Raw genomic sequence first — 21,243 nt, forward strand, 5'->3', positions numbered from 1 at the left:
TGAGGGACGGCGCGAGCAGCGAAGGGCCGAGCCTCCTCAACGCCGACTCAGTCGCAGGCGATCCCATCGCCGTCGCGGTCGAGTTCGTACACATCGGGTCCGACAACCTGCAGCGGTCCCCGGACATAGGCGGGACCGTTTCCGCCCCCGCCGTCGCAGTCCACGTCTGAGGCGATCGGCACGCACACGCCTGCGTAGCTGGAGTGGCACTCTGCGGCCGGCTGCACCAGGGGCACGGGTGCAGGTGCCGGTTGACGGGTACCGATCGAGGTGATCTCCGAAACGGGAGCCACGGTGATGGTCTCGCTCACGACTTCGCGCGAGACCTCTGCACCGTCGATGTACTTCACGCGAAAAGTGGTGACTTTCGTTCCCGCAACTCCTGCCGTTGTGACGACCGTCTGGCCGACATCGATCTGCGGGTCATTGACCGTCGCGCGATCGAACGGGATCACGGTTGACACATCGACCTCTTCGAAGGTTGTGGGCACCGCCGAGGGCGTGGGCTCGTCCGTTGCGGACGAGGCGAGTGGCTTAGCAGCCGAGCTTGTCGAATCTGCGTTCGTCGAATTGGATCCAGGGCCTCCGAGGGCGGCGTTGGCTCCCGTGCCGACGAACATCAGCACGAAAGCGATGCCCAGCGCGGCCCAGCCGGCCCCGCGGGAGCGAACACGGAAGAACCTGGCTGACCCTCGTGCGATTGCGTAAACCGCCACGAAGAACAGAACGACTCCTGCGAGCATCAAGATCACACCGAGACTCCGCGTGAGCAGCGCCACAGCCAAGACGACGGCCGCCGTGATGATGACGATCTTGAGACCCGACGACTTCGTTTCGCCTGGTGCGGTGGGAGATGCCGCAGCAGGGGCGAGGTTGAGTGGGGCAGTATGCGTCGTCCACTCCGTGCCGTTCCACCAGCGCTGCTGCTCGGGCTGGTGGGGATCGGGGTACCAGCCTTGCGGTGTTGTCTCGGGCATCATTGCCGTCCTTACGCTCGGATTTCATTCCGAACAGTACCGATATTTCGGGGAGTCGTGCGCGCGGGAAGAGCAGTTGATTCTGACGTATCAACGGCAGGGCTATCGGCTCCCGTTGTACAGCGCCGGAGGCGACCTGGCCGTACATGATGCGAAGGAGCAACGCGATGCGAGTGCCCCGCCTACCTCCCGGTATTGAGCGGGGCCTCTACTCGAACCTGCCCGTCAGCCGCCCGTGCATCGTCCCGCTCGAGTCGTTCATCCCGACGATCTCCACCGTCTTCCCCAACGCGGCGTACTTCGTCTCGATCGCGTCCAACGCGGCGACGGTCGACGCATCCCACACGTGCGATCCCGACAGATCAACAACAACGCGGGATGGGTCGTCCGTGTAGGAGAACAGCGTCGTCAAGTCGTTGCTCGACGCGAAGAACAGCTCCCCATCCACGACATACGTCACCACGTCGCCCGCAACCGAACGCGTCACCGATACGAAGTGCGCCACCCGCCGGACGAACAGCACCGACGCGACCAGCACGCCACCCACAACCCCGACCGCGAGGTTGTGCGTCACCAAGACCAACAGAACGGTCGCGAGCATCACGAACGTCTCGCTCTTCGGCATCCGCTTCAGCGTCGACGGCTTGATCGAGTGCCAGTCGAACGCGCCGATCGCCACCATCACCATCACGGCCACGAGTGCCGCCATCGGAATGGTCCCGACGAAGTCGCCGAACACCACCACCAGCAGGAACAGGAACACCCCGGCGCAGAACGTGGAGATGCGGGTCCTGGCGCCCGAGGCCTTCACGTTGATCATGGTCTGCCCGATCACGGCGCAGCCGCCCATGCCGCCGAAGATCCCCGACAGCACGTTCGCGACGCCCTGCGCCCACGACTCGCGCGTCTTGTTCGAGTGGGTGTCGGTGATCTCGTCGACGAGCTTCGCGGTGAGCAGCGACTCCATCAGTCCGACCAGCGCCACCCCGAGGGCGAACGGCGCGATGATCGTGAACGTCTCCCACGTGAGCGGCACGTTCGGGATGAAGAGCTCCGGCAGGCTGCGCGGCAGTTCGCCCTGATCGCCGACCGTGGGCACCGTGATGCCGAACGCGAGCACCACCCCGGTGACGATGATCACCGACACGAGAGGTGCAGGCACGACCTTCGTGAGCTTCGGCATGACCAGCATCACGACGATCCCGAGCGCCACGAGCGGATACACGAGCCATGGCACGTCGATCAGCTGGGGGAACTGCGAGCTGAACACGAAGATCGCCAGCGCGTTCACGAACCCGACCATCACGCTGCGGGGGATGAATCGCATGAGCTTCGCGACCCCAAGCACTCCGAGCACGACCTGGAAGATCCCGGCGAGGATGACCGTCGCGATGAAGTAGTCCAGCCCGTACGTCGGCGCGACCGGCGCGATCACGAGCGCCACGGCCCCGGTCGCCGCGGTCACCATCGCCGGGCGCCCGCCGAGGAACGCGATCGACACGGCCATGATGAACGACGAGAACAGTCCCACCTTCGGGTCCACCCCCGCGATCACCGAGAACGCGATCGCCTCCGGGATCAGCGCGAGCCCCACGACGAGCCCGGCGAGCACCTCGCGCGTCAGCATCCGCGGGTTCTTCAGCGCCGTGAGCACCGACGGGTGGTCGCGATAGCGGGCGCGGTCGATGGCCGTCGTTGCAGACAATGGGGGCTCCAGGGGGAAGGTGCCTCAGAGGAAGAGGCAGACGATCCAGCCTATGCGGACACACCGACCCGGAAGTCCCATCGCCCTGCCGCTTCAGCCCCCACAATCACCACACCTCTTGCCCCGCCCACAAGAGTGAGTGTACAGTCACTCTCATGCCCGCCACCCGAAGCTCCGTCCTCTCCACGGCCGACGCCCGCCGTCCGCTCGTGGCTGCTGCGGCTCTGCGTGCGTTCGCGCGCCGGGGCTTCCACGGCACGACCGTGGCCGATGTCGCGGGCGAGGCGAAGATCTCCCCGGCCTACGTGTTCAAGCTGTACTCCGGCAAGGAGGCGCTCTTCGTCGCCGCGCTCGACGCGTGCTTCGACGCGATCCTGGTCGCCCTCGAGGAGGGTGCCGACGCCGCGGAGGACCAGAAGCCCGCGACCGTGCTCGAGGCGATGGGCGATGCCTACGCGCGCCTCATCTCCGACCGCACGTTGCTCATGCTCCAGGTGCACGCGCAGTCCGTGGCCGACATCGAGGTGATCGGTGAAGCGCTGCGCGCGGGGCTGGGGCGCATCACCACGTACGTCCAGTCCCGCTCCGGCGGCAGCGACGAGGACGTGCAGCGCTTCATCGCCTACGGGCAGCTCTGCCACCTCATCGTCACCACGCAGCTCGACGGACGGCCCGAGGACTGGGTCGCCCTCCTGACCGCGGGCATCACCCACCCCGAATGAACCCCCCGCGGTCGCACCCCTTCGTGTGCCTGCGAGAGTGAGTGAGTAATCACTCTCCCTGAATCCACACCGACCGCCACGACAGAGAAGAGAGAACCATGACCGCCCTCACCCCACCCGCCCCCGCTGCGGCTCCTCCGCGCAGAAGCCGTCGCTGGCTCGCCCTGAGCGTGCTCGCGCTCGCGCAGTTCCTCGTGGTGCTCGACGCCTCCATCGTCAACATCGCCCTTCCGGTGCTCGGGCAGCAGCTCGGCATGGACACGGCCGCGCTCGCATGGGTCATCACCGCCTACGTGCTCGCCTTCGGCGGCCTCCTGCTCCTCGGCGGGCGGCTCGCCGACCGCTACGGCCACCGCCGCGTGTTCCTGCTCGGCACCGCGGGGTTCGTCGTCGCCTCGGCCCTCGCGGGGCTCTCGATCGTGCCCGAGATGCTCCTCGCCGCGCGCGCACTCCAGGGGGCATCCGCCGCGCTGCTCGCCCCCGCGGCCCTCGCCCTGCTCACGCACCTCTTCCCCGACGACGCCGAACGCACCAGAGCGCTCGGCGTCTGGGGTGCCGTCGCGGGCATCGGCTCCGCGGCCGGCGTACTCCTCGGCGGCGTGCTCACCGCGACCCTCGGGTGGCAGTCGGTGTTCTTCGTGAACGTCCCGGTCGGGGCGGTCGTGCTCATCGCCGTCCCGCTCCTCATCACCCGCGACACGGTCCGCGCCTCCGGTCGCCTCGACGCGGCCGGTGCGATCAGCGTGACCGCGGCGCTCGTCGCCCTCGTGGGGGCGTTCAGCGCGGTCGAGCAGCTCGGCTTCGTCCACCCGCTGCCCCTCGGGCTCTTCGCCGTCGCGCTCGTGCTCGGCGCCGTGTTCCTCCTGATCGAGCGTCGCGCGCCGGAGCCGCTCCTCCCGCTGGCGGTGTTCCGCAACCGCGACCTCGCCCTCGGCAACGTCGTGATGCTGCTCGGCGGCGCCGCCATGGTCGCGCTGTTCTTCGCGCTCTCCGTGTTCATGCAGGCCGTGCTCGGGTACGACGCGCTCGCGACCGGCCTCACCCAGCTGCCGCTCGCCGGTGCCCTGGTCGTCGTGGCGGGCGTCGTCCCGGCGCTGATCGGTCGTGCCGGCGCTCGACGCGTGCTGGCCGCCTCGCTCCTCGTGCTCGCCGGTGGGCTCGTGTGGCTCGCGCTCGCTCCGTCTGACGCGGTCTTCCTCGTCCACCTGCTCGGCCCGACGCTGCTGATCGGCATCGGACTCGGGGGCGCGTTCGTCGCCACGACCCAGCTCGCGGTCGACGGGGTCGACGGGGGAGAGGCGGGACTCGCGGGCGGACTCATCAACACCAGCCAGCAGATCGGAGGAGCGGTCGGGCTCGCGGTCCTCGGAACGATCGCGGGACTGCGCACCTCGGCGCTCGATGCCGCCGGTGTCCCTGCCGCCGAGGCGATGACGGGCGGCTTCTCCTGGCTCTTCCTCGGCGCCGCCGCGCTCGCCGTGATCGGCGCGGGAACCGTCGCGGTGTGGCGCCGCCGCTGAGGTGCGGCAGTCGGCCCCGCGCGTCGCCTCCGGGCGCGCGCGGGGCCGCTGCGTGCGCACCTGCACCCTTCCTCTCCGCCGGCACCTCCGCCATGATGAAGGGGACCGACCGCGAAGGAGACCCCGTGTCGCTCACGCCGCCACCGTCGCAGCACATCGAGACCGCCGCCTCTGCACTCCCGGGCGCCGTGGTGATCGCGGGCATTCGACGAACTCTGATCTGGATGGTGGTCGCGGGCGTCGTCTACTCCGCGTTCATGACGGGCAGCAAGAGCTACTGCCCGGGCGGTTACGACGGCAGCGGCGGCTTCGTCGATTCCGAGGGTCGGTCGGTGGACCAGGCGCCTGTCTGCGTCTCAATGGCGCTTCAGTCCAACGTGCTGGTCTACGTCGCCCTCGCAGCGATCTTCCTGATCGCGCTCGGTCGCGTGACGAAGGCTGCTGACGAGCGTGCGGCACTGCGGACGCTGGAGCGCGCGATGTACGGAGCCGGCGTGCTCGTCGTGATCGCCGTCGTGGTGTCGCAGGTGTGGTTCCAGTCGATCGATCTCGAGCAGTTCACCTCGGGGTCCTGGTCCGTCGTGAGCCCCTTCCCGCTCGGGATCATCGACGTGTCGACCACCCCGATGACGACCCCCTGACCCCCGGAGCTACCGCCCCGCTCGCGCCCGGAGGGTGAACGCCACCGCGGCGAGCCCGATCACCACCACCCCGTACCCGACGCACACCGCCTCCAGCCCGACCACGCCGACGAGTGACCCGGCGACCACGGCGGGCACGCCGAACGCGAGATAGGCGAGCACGTACAGCACCGCGAAGGTGTCGGCGCGTTCGGTCGGGGGAATGCGCGGTGCGAGCGACGCGACCACACCGGAGAACGCCGTGCCGAAGCCCATGCCCGTGACCGCGGCCGCGCCCAGGTAGAAGGGGAGGGAGCCGACCCCGAGCGCGAGGAGCGACAGCAGCGTGCCGAGGCCGAGCGCCGCGGTGCCGAACAGCACGCTCGTGTGCGCCGAGCGCCCGCGCATCGCGAACGCCGTGACCGCCCCGACCCCGGCGAGCAGCACCACGCCGAGGCCCTGCCACAGGTGCGCGACGCCGCCGAGCTCACGCGCCACGATGTTCGCGCCGAGCGACAGGAACAGCCCGCCCGTGGCCCACCCCGCCACGACGGCCGGGGCTCCACGCCAGAAGTCGCCCCGGATCGCGGCGGGGATCGACAGGCGGAAGCTCAGCGACGCCCACGCGCCCGGCCGCCGCGGAGCTGTCTCCGGAACGACGAGGAACAGCGCTGCGAGCAGCACGTACACCGTGGTGAGCGGGGCGAACACGTCGAGCAGCGCCTCCCGGGTGAGGTCGAGCATGACCGCCGACACGAGCGCGCCGAGCGCGAGTCCGATGCCGGGGCTCAGCGCGTTCCACAGCGCGGCCGTCTTCGCTCGACCCCCGGGGGCGAAGTCGAGCACCGTCGCCGACAGCGCCGAGATCAGTGCCCCGCTCGCGACGCCCTGGAGGATCCGCGCCACGAACAGCACCCACACGGCGTCGGCGTGCCAGAACAGGAACATGCTCCCCGCGAGCAGCAGGAACCCCACGACCGCGACCGGTCGCCGCCCCACGTGGTCCGACAGCGACCCGGCGGTGAGGAGCGTCAGGAGCAGTGCGACCGCGTACACCGCGAACACCGCGCTGATCACGACCGGCGCGAACCCGATGTCGTGCGCGAGCACGGGGTAGAACGGCGAGGGTGCGCTCGCTCCCGCCATCATCAGGATCTGCGCGACCACGACGAGCACGAACCCGAGCCGGGTGCGCGTCGCGGTCGGGCGGGGGTGCCGGGGCGCGGCGGGCGGGGCGGTGACGATGGGCTCGGTGGTGGTCATGCGCGGCTCCTTGACAGTTCGAGAATCATCGAACTCTCGGAGCGTACTCGCCCTCGTGCCATTGTTCAACTATTCTCGAACCATGCCTGGCGACCTGCCCCACCCGGAGCGCTCCGAGATCCAGCTGACCGAGGTGCTCTTCGCGCTCAGCGACCCCGAGCGACTGGCCATCGCGCGCCAGCTCGCCGACGGTCCCCTCGACATGGCCTCCTGCCACGCGACCGACCCGAACCTGCCGAAGTCCACCAAGTCGCATTTCATGAAGGTGCTGCGCGAGGCCGGTGTCATCCGCAACGAGCCCAACGGGCGGCGCCGCATCCTCACCCTCCGCCGCGACGACCTCGACGCCCGCTTCCCCGGACTGCTCGACTCCGTACTGCAGGACTAGTCCGCGGGCACCCCGTCGTCCGGCACCCACCGCAGCAGGTCGCCCGGCTGGCAGTCCAGCGCCGCGCACAGCGCATCGAGCGTCGTGAACCGCACCGCCTTCGCGCGGCCGTTCTTCAGCACGGCGAGGTTGGTGGGGGTGATCCCGATGCGCTCCGCCAGCTCGCCGACAGCGATCTTCCGGCGCGCCATCATCACGTCGATGTCGACGACCACCGGCATCAGATCACCTCGTCGTCGAGCTCGGACCGCAGGGCCCGCGCCTCCGCGTCGCGGTCGATCGCCTGCCGCAGCAGCGCCTTCATCACCACGACGAGCAGGGCCATCCCGGCGAGCACCACTCCCGCACCGCCGATCAGCGCGACGACGCCGGGTGCCATCTCGCCCGGGGCGAGCAGGGCCCCGAGCACCCACGCGAGCACCGCCGCCGCCAGGATCGCCCCGATGATCGTGTCGACGAAGCGGAACGAGGATGTCGAGAAGAGGGATCCCCGCCGCACCTTCCGGAGCAGGATCCACACGCACACCCCGAACACCTGCATCGTCGCGACGCCCAGCACCAGGATCGCGACCAGCGTGATGCGCGCCCACGTCGCCTCCCCCTCCAGGTCGGCGTACACGAGCGGCGCGATCACCGTCTGCACCACCAGCGACCCGAGCAGCGCGAGGGCGATCACCACCTGCAGCGCAATCGTCGTTCCCTTGGCCATGCGACACCTCTCGTCGAGAAACAACAGGAATCTATCGTTAATCGTTCGATGAGGCAAGCGCGAACGCCGGCCGCCCGGAGCTACCGCAGCACGAGGCCGATCTCGAACGACCGCCGCCACGGCAGCGTCAGCTCGTCGATGCGCACGCCGTCGGCGGGGAGCATCGACTCCAGCAGCGCCGTCAGCTCCGCATGGATCACCCGCGACGCCTCGGCCACCCGCGCGTCGTCCGCCATCGGGTAGATGTCGGGGAACAGCGACGGCCCGGAGTCCGTGCGCACGACGGCCTGATACGCGAAGTCGTCCAGCAGCCGGGTCAGCAGGGCGATCCGCGCCGCCCGCTCGTCGAACGACCCCGTGGCCCGGCCGACCACTGCGGCGGCCGCGACCGCGACCACACTGCCGAGCGTGTTCCCCGCCGTGTTCCAGCCGCCGAACGCCTCCAGCCGCCCGAGCAGGTCGGCGTCGGCGAGCGCGCGCACCAGCGCCTCGTCCGCCCCGTTCGGATACCGCACGTCGGCCAGCGCGACCCGCTCGCCCGCCTCCAGCCGCTCCCGCACCAGGGCGACGGTGCCGGCGACGGCCGCGGTGTCGACCACCTCGGGCCGCCCGCGGAACATGTCGTGCCGATCGGGGTCGGGGGCGTGCAGCACCAGGGTCACGTCGGCGTCCGCCGCCACCTCGACGGCACCGGCCGCGCGGATCTGCCGGCTCGCCGAGGCCGCCAGCGACATGTTCTCGTACGGCGGGATCCGCTCCATCCCCGCGGCGTCGGCGCACGCCACCGCGAACGACACCGTCACCCCGGCGTTCCCCGCGAGAGCTCGGGCGACGAGCGCTGCCCCCACCTCGTCGGCGCCCGGGTACATGAGCACGCGACGGCCCGACGGCAGCATCCGCATCCAGTGCCGCAGCCACACCTGCTCGGCGCTTCCCGCCGCGAACGGCGCGGTGTCGTCGGCGGTGATGGCGAGGAAGTCGAGCGTCTCGTCCTCGACCAGCCCGAGGGTCGAGAGGTTGACGATGTGGTTGCGCAGGCGCCGCGTCGCGTAGTCCGACACGACATCGGCCGGCACGGGTGTCAGCTCCTCCAGCGGCAGCACGTCGGTCTCGCCGAGCAGCCGGTGGGCGTCGCCCCCGAGGGCGTGGATCTCCTTGCCGTGCGCCGTCCAGTACTCCGGCTCCTCGGCCGCGGAGTACGAGTTGCTGGCGCGCGTGACCAGGGAGACGGCCGAGATCGGCAGCTCGGGGCGCATCCGCCGCACCTCGCGCAGCACGTCGAGACGCGCCAGCACGTCACGCGTCGTGTCGTGGCTCGTCCGGCTCGCGATGAGTCCGCCGTAGAGCAGCATGTCGACCGACACCACGAGGTGCACGGTCGCCGGGTCGGCCGCGCGCTCCCGCAGCCAGGCGCCGAGCGCGTCCGCGTCGCCCGCCGTCCGGTATGCGGGGAGGATCTCGGCGGGCGGCACGTCGAGCGTCACGCCCGCGACCGCGGCGACGTCGCCGGGCAGCTTCACGTTCACCGGCCGGTCGTCGAGGGGGAGCAGGGCGATGCGCGGGCGGAGGGTCGGGTCGGACACGAGGAGCCTTTCGTCGGTGAAGGGATTGCCGGTCGGGAGCGCGAACGCTCAGGGGCGGGAGATCGAGAGGAGGTAGGAGTAGCGGTCGCCCCGGTACACCGACTCGGCGTACTCCAGCGGCCGGCTGCGGGCGTCGTAGGTGGTGCGCTTGACGAGGAACGCGGGCGAGAACGGGGGTGTCTGCAGGGCCGCGGCCTGCTCCTCGTCGAGCACGACCGCGTGGATCTCCTGGTCGGCACGCACGGCCGAGATGCCGAACCGGGTGCGCAGATCCTCGTAGAGCGAGTCGCCCACGATGCCCTCCTCCAGCCCCGGCACGGCGTCGGCCGCGATCGAGCACACCTCCAGGCAGATGGGGATGTCGTCGGCCGTGCGCACGCGGCGGATCCGCACCACCGGCGACTGCGGGCTGAGGTTCAAGGCGTAGCCGGTGGTCTGCCCCGCCGCGGCGGTGGACACGTCGACCGACAGCGATCCTGGCCGCATGTTGCGGGCGAGCATGTCCTCGGAGAACGACGTGAGCTCGAAGGCCTTGCTGATGCGCGAGGCGCTGACGAAGGTGCCGGCGCCCTGAAGCCGGTAGACCAGCCCGTCGCGCTCCAGCTCGTCGAGTGCCCGGCGCACCGTCTGCCGGTTGACCTCGAGCGACTCGGCGAGATCGCGTTCGGTCGGCAGCTTCTCGTGCGGGGCCAGGCCCTGCTGGATGACCTCCTCGAGATGCCGGCGCACCCGCTCGTGCTTCGTCACACCCTCGATCGTCATGGCTTCCCCCTCATTTGGACTAACCCAATCTTGACGACCGCCCCCAGGTGTGTCAATGTCTGTTCTCAGCGGTTCCGAATTGGTCTATTCCAATCCTTTTGCAAGGTCAACGATGAGCGGAGAACTCCCCATGCACATGAAGCAGCACATGCGCCGGCGCGCCCTGGTCGCCGCCGGACTGACCACAGCGACGGTCGTGGCCCTCAGCGGATGCGCGGGAGGCGGCAGCGACGCCGACGGCCCCACCGAGATCACGTTCTCGTACCTGTGGGGAGGGGAGGAGGCCAAGGCCCTGGAGGCGATCATCGCCGACTTCAACGCCAGCCAGGACGACATCGTCGTCAAGGGCGTCTCCAGCCCCGACACTCAGAAGCAGCTGACCTCGATGTCGTCGTCCAACGGCTCGTTCGACATCTCCGACAACTTCGGGAACACCGTCGGCGCCTGGGCCTCGAAGGGCATCCTCGCCCCGCTCGACGACGCGATCGCCGCGGAGGACATCGACGTCGACGACTTCGTGCCCAGCGCGATGGAGCAGATGACCTACGACGGCAAGATCTACTCGCTGCCCATCGCCATCCACAGCTTCCAGCTGCTCTACAACCCCCAGCTGCTCGCGGAGGCGGGCGTGACCCCGCCCACCACCATGGACGAGCTCGCCGCCGCCATCCCCAAGCTCACCAAGAAGGACGCCTCGGGCAAGATCACCCAGCTCGGCCTCGGCTCCGCCAACGACAGCACCACGCTCACCACTCTCGGCTACGCGTTCGGCGGCAGCTGGGACGGAGAGGACGGCCCGACCCCGGCGGAGGACGGCAACCTCGAAGCGCTGCAGTGGTACCAGGACAACGTGATCGAGCCGGTGGGCGCCGACGCCATGGCCACGTTCGTCTCCGGTCAGGGCGAGTACCTCTCGGCGCAGGACCCGTTCTTCAGCGGCCAGGTCGCCATGATCATCGACGGCGAATGGCGTTCGGCCAGCGCGGCCAAGATCGCCCCCGACTTCGAATGGGGCGTCACCGCCATCCCCGCCGCCACCCCCGAGCTGGAGAACAGCACGCAGGTGACCGCGAGCACCCTGTTCATCCCCGCCAACTCGAAGCACAAAGAAGAGGCGGCGACGTTCCTCGCCTACCTCGTCAGCGACGAGCCGATGGAGAAGTTCGCCGTCGCGCTGGGCAACCTCCCCGGCCGCTCCTCCCTCGCCGGCAGCGCGGCCTTCGACGAGCTGCAGGACTTCGGCGTCTGGGCCGAGGCGGCCTCCTCGCCGAACGCCAAGTCCCTCGCGAGCCGCCCGTACAGCGCGGAGTACGCGACCGACCTGGCCACCGCGTTCGACGAGGTCGTGCGGCTGACGGCCACCCCGGAGGAGGCGATCGCGACCGTCGAGGAGCGGATGTCCTCCTACTCCTCGAAGTGAGCGGCGCTCCGTGACCACAGCCACCACACCCCGGGTCCGGCGGGAGACGACTCCCGCCGGGCCCGGCGCCCCCGTCCGGCGGCGCCGCAGCCGCCGCACGACGCTGATCGGTCTCGCCTTCGCCGCGCCGTTCATCGTCGGCTTCCTGTTCCTGTTCGCCTACCCGATCGTGGCCTCGGCGTACTACAGCTTCACCGACTTCAACCTCTTCCAGGCGCCCGAGTGGGTGGGCCTGGACAACTACACCCAGATGTTCGCGGACGGGGTGTTCTGGAAGTCGCTCGCCAACACCGCCGTGCTCACCGTGTTCGGGGTGCCGCTCGCGATCGGCATCGCGCTCGCCGGAGCCCACCTGCTCAACACCCCCGTCCGCGGCCAGCCGCTGTACCGCGCGCTGGTGTACCTGCCCTCGATCGTGCCCGTGGTGGTCGGCGGCTACCTGTGGCGCTGGCTGCTCAACGCCCAGTACGGCTTCATCAACCACTTCCTGTCGTGGTTCGGCATCGAAGGGCCGGCGTGGCTGCAGCAGCCGGAATGGACCAAGCCCGCGATCATCATGATGTCGCTGTGGACCGTCGGCGGCACCATGATCATCTACCTCGCGGCCCTCCAGGAGGTGCCGAAGGAGCTGTACGAGGCGGCCGAGCTCGACGGTGCGGGAGTCTGGCGCCGGTTCACGAGCGTCACCTGGCCGACGGTGTCTCCGGTGACCCTGTTCCAGGTGATCGTGAGCATCATCGGTTTCCTGCAGATCTTCACGCAGCCCTACATCCTGTCGCAGGAGCGGCTCAATCAGGCCGGCTCCGGGCCCGGGCAGTCGATGCTCTCCTACGCGATGTACCTGTACCAGAACGCGTTCGTGTTCCTGAAGATGGGCTACGCCTCGGCCATGGCCTGGACGCTGTTCATCGTCACGCTCATCGTGAGCCTCATCGTGCTCGCGTCGTCGAAGAAGTGGGTGCACGATGGCACACGCTGAGACCTCTACCCCCGCCCGTCGGCCCCGCCGCACGCGCCGCACGCTGCGCCGCGTCCGGCAGCAGGTGTCGGTGGTGCTGCTCGCGCTGCTGTTCCTCTTCCCGCTGCTGGTGATGCTGTCGACCGCGTTCAAGACGCCGGGCGACGTGTTCTCCTCGCCGCCCACGCTGCTTCCGGCCGAGTGGACCATGGACAACTTCGCCGAGGCGTTCGCGCAGATCCCCGTGTGGCGTTACCTCGGCAACACGCTGTTCGTGTCGGGCATGAGCATCCTGGGCACGGTCATCTCGTGCCCGCTGGTGGCCTATGCGCTGGCGAAGGTGAAGTGGCGCGGCGCCCGCCCGCTGCTCATCCTCGTGCTGGCCACGATGATGCTGCCGCCCCAGGTGACCCTCATCCCGCTGTTCCTGGTGTGGAACGGGCTCGAGGCGACGAACACCTATCTGCCGCTGATCGTGCCGGCCTTCCTGGGCACGCCGTTCTTCATCTTCATGATCCGGCAGTTCCTGCTCGCGGTGCCCGACGAGCTGATCGAGGCCGCGCGCCTCGACGGCGCCTCCGAGTTCCGCACCTACGCGACGATCGTGCTGCCCCTGGCCCGCCCGGCCATCGTCACCGCGGCGATCTTCCAGTTCGTGTGGGCGTGGACCGACTTCCTCAATCCCCTCATCTATCTCAACGACCAGTCGACGTACACGCTGTCGATCGGTCTGTACGCCTTCTTCGGGGAGAACGACGTGGCATGGGGACCGCTCATGGCGGCATGCGTGATGTTCACGCTGCCGGCCGTGGTGATCTTCCTCATCGGCCAGAAGTTCTTCATCGGCGGCGTCAGCGCAGGAGCGATCAAGTGACACACGACACCCTCGAACTGCTCCGTGACAGCCTCGTCGCCTCGGTCCAGGCGTCAGCGGGCACCCCGGCCCGCGACACCCACGTGATCGGTGCGCTCGCGGAGTCGGCGCTGCTCGGCGGCGCCAGCGGGCTGCGGTTGAACGGACCGGAGGACCTCCGCCGGGTGCGGTCGGCGACGGCGGTGCCGCTGATCGGACTGCACAAGGTGTGGAACGGCGTGCGCAACGTGATCACGCCCGACGTCGCGCTTGCGGAGGGCCTCGCCGCGGCGGGGGCCGACGTGATCGCGGTGGACGCCACGACCGAGCAGCTCGGCACGGACTTCGGCCTGCTCGGCCGGATCGCGCAGGCCACCGGGCTCCCGGTGATGGCCGACGTCTCCACCGCGGAGGAGGGCAGGAGGGCGTGGGAGGCGGGTGCCGCCGTGGTCGGCACCACCCTCTCCGGCTACACGCCGCACTCGCCGCGGCAGGACGGACCCGACCTCGATCTCGTCGCCGCGCTCGCCGCGGCCGGCATCCCGACCATCGCGGAGGGCCGCTACCAGACACCGGAGCAGGTGCGCGCGGCCTTCGACGCGGGGGCCTTCGCCGTGGTCGTCGGCGGGGCGATCACCGACCCGATCGCGCTCACGCGCCGGTTCGTCGCGGCGACCCCGAAAGCCGGGGAGCGGGTGTGATCGTCGGGGTCGACATCGGCGGCACCAAGATCGCGGTCGCCGGATTCGAGCCCGATCCCGCGGGCGGCCGTCGCCGGGTGACGCCCGTGCGCAGCTGTGCGACGCCGGCGCGCGAGGGCGGGGACGCGATCGTGCGGGCGGTCGTCGAGGCGGTCCGCGCGGTCGCCGACGGCGAACCCGTGACGGCGGTCGGTGTCGGCACGGCCGGCGTGGTCGCCCCCGACGGATCCATCACCTCGGCCACGGACGCGATCCGGGGGTGGGCGGGGTTCCCGCTGCGCTCGGCACTCGAGCGCGCCACGGGGGTTGCGGTCGCGGTCGTGAACGACGTGCACGCGGCGGCGGTCGCGGAGGCCGCCCAGGGGGCGGGTCGCGGAGCGGGCGGGCTGCTGATGGTCGCGGTGGGCACGGGCATCGGCGGGGCCGTGGTGCTCCCGGACGGGCTCCGCGCCGGGGCGACCGGCACCGCGGGATCGGTCGGGCACACCGAGCTGGCGCTGCCGGCTGAGCTCGCCGGGAGGCGCTGCGGCTGCGGGGCGCCCGGGCACGTCGAGGCCGTGGCGTCGGGGCCCGGACTCGAACGGACGTACCGGGAGCGCACCGGGACACCGCTCCCGTTGCGCGAGGTGGATGCCCTGGCCCGTGCGGGCGACCGGACGGCGGCGGAGGTGATCGCGCAGGGGGCGCAGTTCCTCGGGCGCGCTCTCGCCGCGGCCAACGCGGTGCTCGACGTCGAGGTGGTGGCGGTGGGCGGGGGTGTCGCGGGCATCGGTGAGCGGTATCTGGACGAGGTGGCGCGGGCCTATCGGGCCGTGGCGATGCCGGGCCCGGCGCGGGCCCGGGTCCTTCCGGCCGAGTTCGGGGTGGACGCGACGGCGACCGGCGCGGCCCTGCTCGCGCCGGTCGAAACTCCCACCCCACGCCCAGCGTGAGCGATATATCGTTAACTATCGTTCACGACTGGGAGGTCATCATGAGCAACGCATTCCCCTCCAACCCGTTCGGCGGAACCGGGAACACCGGCGGCAGCGGTGGCGGTGACTTCGCGTCCGGCCTCGGCAACCTCTTCGGCGGACCCCACGGTCCGGCCGGCGCGCTCTTCGAGGCGATGGACCAGCTCCGCAAGTCGTTCGACTCGCGCCCGTCCGGCGGCTCCCGCATGGCGCGCGGCGACGTCCGCACCGCCGTGCTCACGCTCCTCGCCGAGCGCCCCATGCACGGCTACCAGATCATCAACGAGATCGCCGAGCGCAGCGGCGGCACCTGGAAGCCCAGCGCCGGTTCCGTGTACCCCACGCTCCAGCTGCTCGCCGACGAAGGGCTGATCGAGGCGGAGGAGCAGAACGGCCGCAAGACCTATGCGCTCACCGAGGCCGGTCGTGCCGTCGCCGACGAGACCACCGAGACCCCGGCGCCGTGGGTGTCCACCTCCGACAAGGACCGCGGACGCGACCCCCGCTACAGCGCGCTGCCCAAGGCCGGCGTCGACCTGGCCGCCGCGGCCGCGCAGGTTGGTCGCAGCGGTTCGGCGGAGCAGGTGCAGCAGGCGATCGAGGTGCTCGACGACGCCCGCCGTAGGCTGTACACGATCCTTGCCCAGGACTGACCGCGTCGTGCGGCATCCGGCGCGGAACGGCGGAAGGATGACGCGATGACGGAAGCGGTAGCCCAGGGCGTCCATCGCGCCAGGTACCGCCGCATCCTGTCGTTCGCGAGCCGCGAGTTCGTGAAGATCTGGTGGTTCGAGCTGGTGCTTCCGCGCTTCGGGCTCGGCTCAGTCGCGGAGCGCACCCGCCCGCGCCGGATGCAGCGCTTCGCCCGGCGTTTCCACACCCTCGCGGTCGAGCTCGGCGGACTCATGATCAAGGTCGGGCAGTTCATGTCGTCGCGCCTCGACGTGCTCCCGCCCGAGATCACGAAGGAGCTGGAGGGACTGCAGGACGAGGTGCCCGCGGTGCCCACCCCGCAGATCCGGGCGCTCGCGGAGGCCGAGCTCGGCATCCCCCTGGAGCGCGCCTACGCCTGGTTCGACGACACCCCGGTCGCCGCGGCCTCGCTCGGTCAGGTGCATCGCGCGCGGCTCTCGGCCCTCGACGCGGAGGACACCGGGCTCGACGAGGTCGTGGTCAAGGTGCAACGCCCCGGCATCGACGAGATCGTCGCGGTCGACCTCGCCGCCCTCCGCCGGGTCGCCCGCTGGCTCACGCGGGTGCGGATCGTCGCCGACCGGGTGGACGCGCCCGCCCTCGTGGAGGAGTTCGCCGTCACGAGCCTGGAGGAGATCGACTACCTGCACGAGGCCCGCAGCGCCGAGCGGTTCCGCGAGAACTTCGCCGACGACCCGCGGGTCGCGGCGCCCGAGATCGTGTGGGAGCGCACGACCCGCCGCGTGCTGACGCTGTCTGACGTGACCGCCATCAAGATCAACGACACCGAGGCGCTGCGGGCGGCCGGCATCGAACCGCGGGCCGTCGCCGACGCGTTCGCCGAGGTCATGTTCGACCAGGTGTTCACGCATCGCTTCGTGCACGCCGACCCGCATCCCGGCAACATCTTCGTCACCCCGGTTCCCACGGACGGGGGCTTCCGTCTGACGTTCATCGACTTCGGCATGATGGCCGAGGTCCCCGACAACCTCCGCGAGGGGCTGCGGATGCTCCTGATCGCGGTCACCGCGCGCGACAGTCGCGGACTCGTGGCCGCCGCGAAGGAGATCGGCGTGCTGCTGCCCACCGCCGACACCGCCGAGCTCGAGCGCGCCCTGACGGCACTGTTCGCCCGCTTCGGCGGCATGGGCTTCGCGGAGCTGAGCCGCGTCGACCCGCGCGAGTTCACCGACTTCGCAGACGAGTTCGGCGACATGGTGCGCCGCCTCCCGCTCCAGCTGCCGGAAGACCTGCTGCTGCTGATCCGGGCGGTGTCGCTCACCTCGGGCATGTGCAGCGGCCTCGACCCCGCGTTCAACGTGTGGGACGCGGCGGAGCCCTACGCCGCTCGGCTGCTGCGCGACGAGTCCGGCAACCTGATGCAGGACATGGCCCAGCAGGCGATGGAGAACGCCGCGACCACGTGGCGCCTCCCTGGGCGCATCGACCGCATCATCACCCGCATCGACGACGGCACCGTGTCGTTCGACACCTCGCGACTGGAGCGGCGCCTCGATCGGCTGGAGGGCATCGCGCGCCGCATCGCCTCCGGGGTGCTGTTCGCCGCGATGCTCGTGGGCGGCGCGCTGCTGGTCGCCCCGGTGCCCCCGCTCGGGATCACGCTGCTGTGCGTCTCCGTGCTGCCTCTGCTCGGGGCGCTCTTCGCGGGGCGCCGCGGCCGCTAGACCCGCCCGGCCGCAGGAGAACGCGGCGGCTCCGGCGGAGGCAGCCCGGGCCGAGGCGGCCCGCATGGGAGGATGGGTTCTCATGGACAACCCGGTCGAGAAGCATTCCCCCTCCGACGGTCCGCAGACCCCCACCGGCACCCACCGCACCGCGGGAGAGGCCGCGCGCAAGATCGTGCGCGACATCACCACGGTTCCGCCGCGCAGCGTGCACCCCGCGCTCGTGCCGGGCGTCTCGGTCGAGGAGACCGGTCGCACCTACCGCACCGACCCGCTCGTGTTCGGTGTGGCGGCGGCGTTCGCCCTCGGGTTCATCGCGTGGGGCGTGTTCGCGGGCGACAACCTCGCCGGCACGACCAGCACCGTGCTCGCGTGGGTCGTGGAGTACTTCGGCTTCTTCTTCACCACGATCGCGACGATCATCCTCGTGTTCATGCTGTTCGTCGGCTTCAGCCGCTACGGGCGCATCCCGCTGGGTCGTGACGACGAGGAGCCCGAGTTCTCGATGTTCTCGTGGATCTCGATGCTCTTTGCGGCCGGCATGGGCATCGGGCTGGTGTTCTGGGGCGCCGCGGAGCCGCTGACGTTCTTCGAGAACCCGCCACCCGGAACGGTCGAGGCGAACACGCTCGAGGCCATGCACACCGCGCAGACGCAGGTGCTCTACCACTGGGGCCCGCAGGCCTGGGCGTTCTATGCGCTCGTCGGCGGGGCCATCGCCTACGGCGCCTACCGCCGCGGTCGCACCCCGCTGATCTCGTCGATCTTCGCGCCGCTGCTCGGCGAGCACCGCACCACGGGCCCGGTCGGCCGCACGATCGACATCTTCTCCATCATCGTGACGCTGTTCGGCACGGCCGCGTCTCTCGGGCTCGGTGCGCTCCAGATCGGCCACGGCGTCGAGCTGGTGAGCGGCATCGGCCCGCTCGGCAACGGCATCCTGATCGCCGTCATCGCCGTGCTGACGGCGTGCTTCATCGCGTCGGCCGTCTCCGGGGTCTCGAAGGGCATCCGCGCGCTGTCGAACATCAACGCGGTCGTCGCGATCCTGCTGGCGTTCTTCGTGTTCTTCGTCGGGCCGACGCTGCTCATCCTGAACGTCATCCCGTCGGTCGCGGTGCAGTTCCTCGGCGACCTGCCGACCATGATCGGCCGCTCGGCCTCGCAGGGTGAGGCCGCGGAGGCGTTCCTGTCGAGCTGGACGATCTTCTACTGGGCGTGGTGGATCTCGTGGTCGCCCTTCGTCGGCATGTTCATCGCGAAGATCTCGCGCGGGCGCACGCTGCGCCAGTTCGTGTCGGTGGTCATCGTCGTGCCGTCGGCGATCTCGCTCGTGTGGTTCGCGATCTTCGGCACTACCGCGATCCAGCAGCAGATGAACGGCGCCGGGCTCGTGGTCGACCCGCCCGAGGAGGTGCTGTTCGGCGTGCTGGAGAACCTGCCGTTCCCCCTCGTCACGAGCATCGTGCTCATCCTGCTCATCGCGATCTTCTTCATCACCGGCGCCGACTCCGCCTCGCTCGTGATGGGCACGCTCTCCCAGCAGGGGCGCCCAGAGCCGTCGCGCTGGGTCGCGGTGGTCTGGGGTGTGCTGGTCGGCGTGATCGCCGCGGTGCTGCTCGTGAGCGGCGCGGAGGGCAGCGGCCTGCAGTCGCTGCAGAACGCGACGATCATCGCGGCCCTGCCGTTCGCCATCATCATGGCGTTCATGATGATCGCGTTCATGAAGGATCTGCGGCGCGACCCGATGATCCTGCGCGACCGCTACGCCCGCGCCGCCGTGCGGCACAGCGTGATGGCCGGACTGGAGGAGTACGGCGACGACTTCGCGCTCGTGCCCGTCGAGTACGACCACTCGGAGGACGACCTGGCGTGGATCGACGAGGACACGGTCGACGACACCCTCGCCGAGGTGTACGAGGCGGCGACCGAGGCGATCGATATCGTCCCGCCGGCCGACGTCGAAGCCGCAGTGGACGCCGCGATGGACGAGACCCTGGATCAGCCCGACGAGGCCGCGCAGCCCGGGGCCGAGGGTCCGCCCGTCCGCTGACGCCGCGGAGGGCCCGGGCGCGCGACGGCACCCGGGTCCCTCGGCTCAGGCGACCGCGCGGGTGAAGGCGGCCGTGGCTCAGGACGCCTGATGCGGCGCGTCCGCCGGGGTCTCCGCGTCCGCCGGGGTCTCTGCGTCCGCCGGGGTCTCTGCGGCGGCGGTGATGCGGGCGGCCATGCCCGAGAAGATCAGGCCGTGGAACGGCAGCACGGCCAGCCAGTACAGCCGTCCGGTGAGGCCGCGCGGGAAGAAGATCGCCCGCTGCTCATACCGCGCACCCGCGCCGTCTGGCACCGCCCGCAGCTCGAGCCACGCCTCCCCCGGCACCTTCATCTCGGCGCGCAGCCGCAGCAGGTGCCCGGCGTCGGTCTGCTCCACGGCCTCGACGCGCCAGAAGTCGATCGCATCGCCCACCCGAGCGGCGGTGCGGCTGCGGCGGCCGCGGCGCAGACCGACGCCGCCCACCACGCGGTCCATCCAGCCACGCACGGCCCACAGCAGCGGCGAGGAGTACCAGCCGTTCTCGCCGCCGATGCCCAGGATCACGCGCCACAGCTCCGCGACGGAGGCATGCGTGCGCACCGAGCGGGCGTCGGTGAACACGGTGCGTCCGGCCCAGTCGGGGTCGCTCGGCAGCGGGTCGCTGGGCGCGCCGGACACCTCCGCATCCTGCCAGCTGGTCTCGATGGCGTCGGCGTCGACGCGGCCGAGGGCGAGCGCGACGGCGCGGCGGTACGGGGTGAGGCCGCCGTCCGGCCGAGGGATCAGCTCGTCGATCGCGTGGTCCTTCATGATGCACTCGTTCTGCAGGGATGCCACGAGCGGTCGGGCGATCGATCGCGGCACCGGCGTCACGAGGTTCACCCAGTGCGAGGCCAGCTCGGGCGTGAGCACGGGCAGCGCGGCGATCGCACGCTGACGGAGCCCCGCCTCGACCGCGTAGCCGTTCATCATCTGTCCGTAGCGCAGCACGTCGGGGCCGCCGATGTCGACCGCGCGGTTCACATCGGGGTCGAGGCGGGCGGCACCGAGCAGGTAGTGCAGCACGTCGCGCACGGAGATCGGCTGGATGCGGTTGCGCACCCACTTCGGCGCGGGCATGTAGGGCAGCACGTCGGTGAGGTGGCGGATCATCTCGAAGGATGCGGAGCCGGAGCCGATCACGACCCCGGCCTGGAGCACGAGGGTCGGTACGCCGGAGTCGAGCAGGGTCTCGCCGACGCGCACCCGGGAGCGCAGGTGGGGGGAGAGCGTCACGTCGTCGGGGTGCAGTCCGCCGAGGTAGACGATGCGCCGCACTCCCGCCGCGGCGGCGGCGCGGGCGACCGTGTGCGCGGCCCGCTCGTCGCTCTCCTCGAAGCCCTTGCCCGCGGACATCGAGTGGATCAGGTAGTACACGACGTCCACGTCGTCCATCGCGCGGGCGACGGCGTCGGCGTCGTCGGCGGATCCCTCGACGATCTCGCAGTCGTCCCCCCAGGTGAACGACGCGGCGCGCGCGGCGTCTCGGGCGAGCACCCGCACGCGGTAGCCGGCGTTGAGCAGGCGGGGTGTGAGGCGGCCGCCGATGTAGCCGGTGGCGCCGAGGACGAGGGCGCGGGGAGCGGAACCGTCGGCGCGGGGGACGGCGCGCAGCATCTCTTCGCGCCCGGTGGGCTGGGTGAGCTCGCTCATGGTC

At 70.6% G+C, this 21,243-nt stretch carries 20 protein-coding genes; 12 read left to right on the forward strand and 8 right to left on the reverse strand.

Translation table 11 applies throughout. The features are described 5' to 3' along the window. Positions 1-47: 47 nt before the first annotated feature. Entirely contained in the window at positions 48-980 is a 933-nt protein-coding gene (locus ACWGQ1_RS01010) for a G5 domain-containing protein (protein WP_452312181.1), read from the reverse strand. A gap of 205 nt (positions 981-1,185) precedes the next feature. After that, positions 1,186-2,682 (reverse strand): SulP family inorganic anion transporter, encoded by a 1,497-nt coding sequence (locus ACWGQ1_RS01015; RefSeq protein ID WP_452312182.1) that lies wholly within the window; start codon positions 2,680-2,682, stop codon positions 1,186-1,188. 155 nt (positions 2,683-2,837) lie between these two features. On the opposite strand from ACWGQ1_RS01015, the gene ACWGQ1_RS01020 reads away from it, so the two are divergent. From ACWGQ1_RS01020 to ACWGQ1_RS01030, 3 genes are all read left to right on the forward strand, one after another. Then, the gene (locus ACWGQ1_RS01020; protein WP_452312183.1) at positions 2,838-3,404 is read left to right on the forward strand and encodes a TetR family transcriptional regulator; all 567 of its coding nucleotides are present in this window, start codon (positions 2,838-2,840) and stop codon (positions 3,402-3,404) included. Positions 3,405-3,502: 98 nt separating this feature from the next. Beyond that, positions 3,503-4,924 carry an MFS transporter gene (locus ACWGQ1_RS01025; RefSeq protein WP_452312184.1) on the forward strand — a complete coding sequence of 474 codons (1,422 nt, stop codon included), beginning with the start codon at positions 3,503-3,505 and terminating at the stop codon, positions 4,922-4,924. Between the two features lie 125 nt (positions 4,925-5,049). After that, the gene (locus ACWGQ1_RS01030) at positions 5,050-5,565 is read left to right on the forward strand and encodes a hypothetical protein (protein ID WP_247638157.1); all 516 of its coding nucleotides are present in this window, start codon (positions 5,050-5,052) and stop codon (positions 5,563-5,565) included. Positions 5,566-5,574: 9 nt separating this feature from the next. On the opposite strand, the gene ACWGQ1_RS01035 is transcribed toward ACWGQ1_RS01030, so the two are convergent. Then, positions 5,575-6,807, reverse strand: a complete 1,233-nt coding sequence (locus ACWGQ1_RS01035; protein ID WP_452312185.1) for an MFS transporter — start codon at positions 6,805-6,807, stop codon at positions 5,575-5,577. A gap of 82 nt (positions 6,808-6,889) precedes the next feature. Between ACWGQ1_RS01035 and ACWGQ1_RS01040 the strand changes: the two genes are divergently transcribed. Next, a complete protein-coding gene (locus ACWGQ1_RS01040) occupies positions 6,890-7,195 on the forward strand; it encodes an ArsR/SmtB family transcription factor (RefSeq protein WP_452312186.1) in 306 nt (101 codons plus the stop codon). Here the strand turns inward: ACWGQ1_RS01040 and ACWGQ1_RS01045 are convergent. The 4 genes from ACWGQ1_RS01045 to ACWGQ1_RS01060 all read right to left on the reverse strand — a co-directional run bounded on the left by ACWGQ1_RS01045 (position 7,192) and on the right by ACWGQ1_RS01060 (position 10,249). Next, positions 7,192-7,416 carry a helix-turn-helix domain-containing protein gene (locus tag ACWGQ1_RS01045; protein WP_452312187.1) on the reverse strand — a complete coding sequence of 75 codons (225 nt, stop codon included), beginning with the start codon at positions 7,414-7,416 and terminating at the stop codon, positions 7,192-7,194. The genes ACWGQ1_RS01040 and ACWGQ1_RS01045 overlap by 4 nt on opposite strands. Next, positions 7,416-7,904: a DUF2975 domain-containing protein gene (locus ACWGQ1_RS01050; protein WP_452312188.1), complete on the reverse strand. Its 489-nt coding sequence runs from the start codon at positions 7,902-7,904 to the stop codon at positions 7,416-7,418. The genes ACWGQ1_RS01045 and ACWGQ1_RS01050 overlap by 1 nt, the downstream gene beginning before the upstream one ends. Before the next feature lie 80 nt (positions 7,905-7,984). Next, entirely contained in the window at positions 7,985-9,487 is a 1,503-nt protein-coding gene (locus tag ACWGQ1_RS01055) for a DUF4127 family protein (RefSeq protein ID WP_452312189.1), read from the reverse strand. Positions 9,488-9,535: 48 nt separating this feature from the next. Further along, positions 9,536-10,249 carry a GntR family transcriptional regulator gene (locus tag ACWGQ1_RS01060; RefSeq protein ID WP_136034445.1) on the reverse strand — a complete coding sequence of 238 codons (714 nt, stop codon included), beginning with the start codon at positions 10,247-10,249 and terminating at the stop codon, positions 9,536-9,538. A 112-nt stretch (positions 10,250-10,361) separates the two neighbouring features. Here ACWGQ1_RS01060 and ACWGQ1_RS01065 point away from each other — a divergent pair, with 112 nt between their 5' ends. The 8 genes from ACWGQ1_RS01065 to ACWGQ1_RS01100 all read left to right on the forward strand — a co-directional run bounded on the left by ACWGQ1_RS01065 (position 10,362) and on the right by ACWGQ1_RS01100 (position 19,565). Beyond that, positions 10,362-11,669, forward strand: a complete 1,308-nt coding sequence (locus ACWGQ1_RS01065; RefSeq protein WP_168443142.1) for an ABC transporter substrate-binding protein — start codon at positions 10,362-10,364, stop codon at positions 11,667-11,669. 10 nt (positions 11,670-11,679) lie between these two features. Next, positions 11,680-12,648, forward strand: coding sequence for a carbohydrate ABC transporter permease (locus ACWGQ1_RS01070; protein WP_247638162.1), 969 nt, complete (start codon positions 11,680-11,682; stop codon positions 12,646-12,648). Next, positions 12,635-13,501: an ABC transporter permease subunit gene (locus ACWGQ1_RS01075; protein ID WP_452312190.1), complete on the forward strand. Its 867-nt coding sequence runs from the start codon at positions 12,635-12,637 to the stop codon at positions 13,499-13,501. The genes ACWGQ1_RS01070 and ACWGQ1_RS01075 overlap by 14 nt, the downstream gene beginning before the upstream one ends. Beyond that, entirely contained in the window at positions 13,498-14,181 is a 684-nt protein-coding gene (locus ACWGQ1_RS01080; RefSeq protein ID WP_205814397.1) for an N-acetylmannosamine-6-phosphate 2-epimerase, read from the forward strand. The genes ACWGQ1_RS01075 and ACWGQ1_RS01080 overlap by 4 nt, the downstream gene beginning before the upstream one ends. Further along, positions 14,178-15,113 carry an ROK family protein gene (locus tag ACWGQ1_RS01085; RefSeq protein ID WP_452312191.1) on the forward strand — a complete coding sequence of 312 codons (936 nt, stop codon included), beginning with the start codon at positions 14,178-14,180 and terminating at the stop codon, positions 15,111-15,113. Before ACWGQ1_RS01080 ends, ACWGQ1_RS01085 begins: the two co-directional genes overlap by 4 nt. A gap of 41 nt (positions 15,114-15,154) precedes the next feature. Continuing rightward, on the forward strand, positions 15,155-15,787 hold the full coding sequence (locus tag ACWGQ1_RS01090; RefSeq protein ID WP_452312192.1) for a helix-turn-helix transcriptional regulator: 633 nt from the start codon (positions 15,155-15,157) through the stop codon (positions 15,785-15,787). A gap of 45 nt (positions 15,788-15,832) precedes the next feature. Further along, on the forward strand, positions 15,833-17,512 hold the full coding sequence (locus tag ACWGQ1_RS01095; RefSeq protein WP_136034432.1) for an ABC1 kinase family protein: 1,680 nt from the start codon (positions 15,833-15,835) through the stop codon (positions 17,510-17,512). A gap of 82 nt (positions 17,513-17,594) precedes the next feature. Further along, on the forward strand, positions 17,595-19,565 hold the full coding sequence (locus ACWGQ1_RS01100) for a BCCT family transporter (protein ID WP_240744665.1): 1,971 nt from the start codon (positions 17,595-17,597) through the stop codon (positions 19,563-19,565). A 78-nt stretch (positions 19,566-19,643) separates the two neighbouring features. Here the strand turns inward: ACWGQ1_RS01100 and ACWGQ1_RS01105 are convergent, their stop codons facing one another. Further along, positions 19,644-21,239, reverse strand: coding sequence for a DUF2867 domain-containing protein (locus ACWGQ1_RS01105; RefSeq protein ID WP_452312193.1), 1,596 nt, complete (start codon positions 21,237-21,239; stop codon positions 19,644-19,646). Positions 21,240-21,243: the final 4 nt, after the last annotated feature.

The sequence above is a fragment of the Microbacterium sp. NPDC055599 genome, assembly GCF_053618975.1.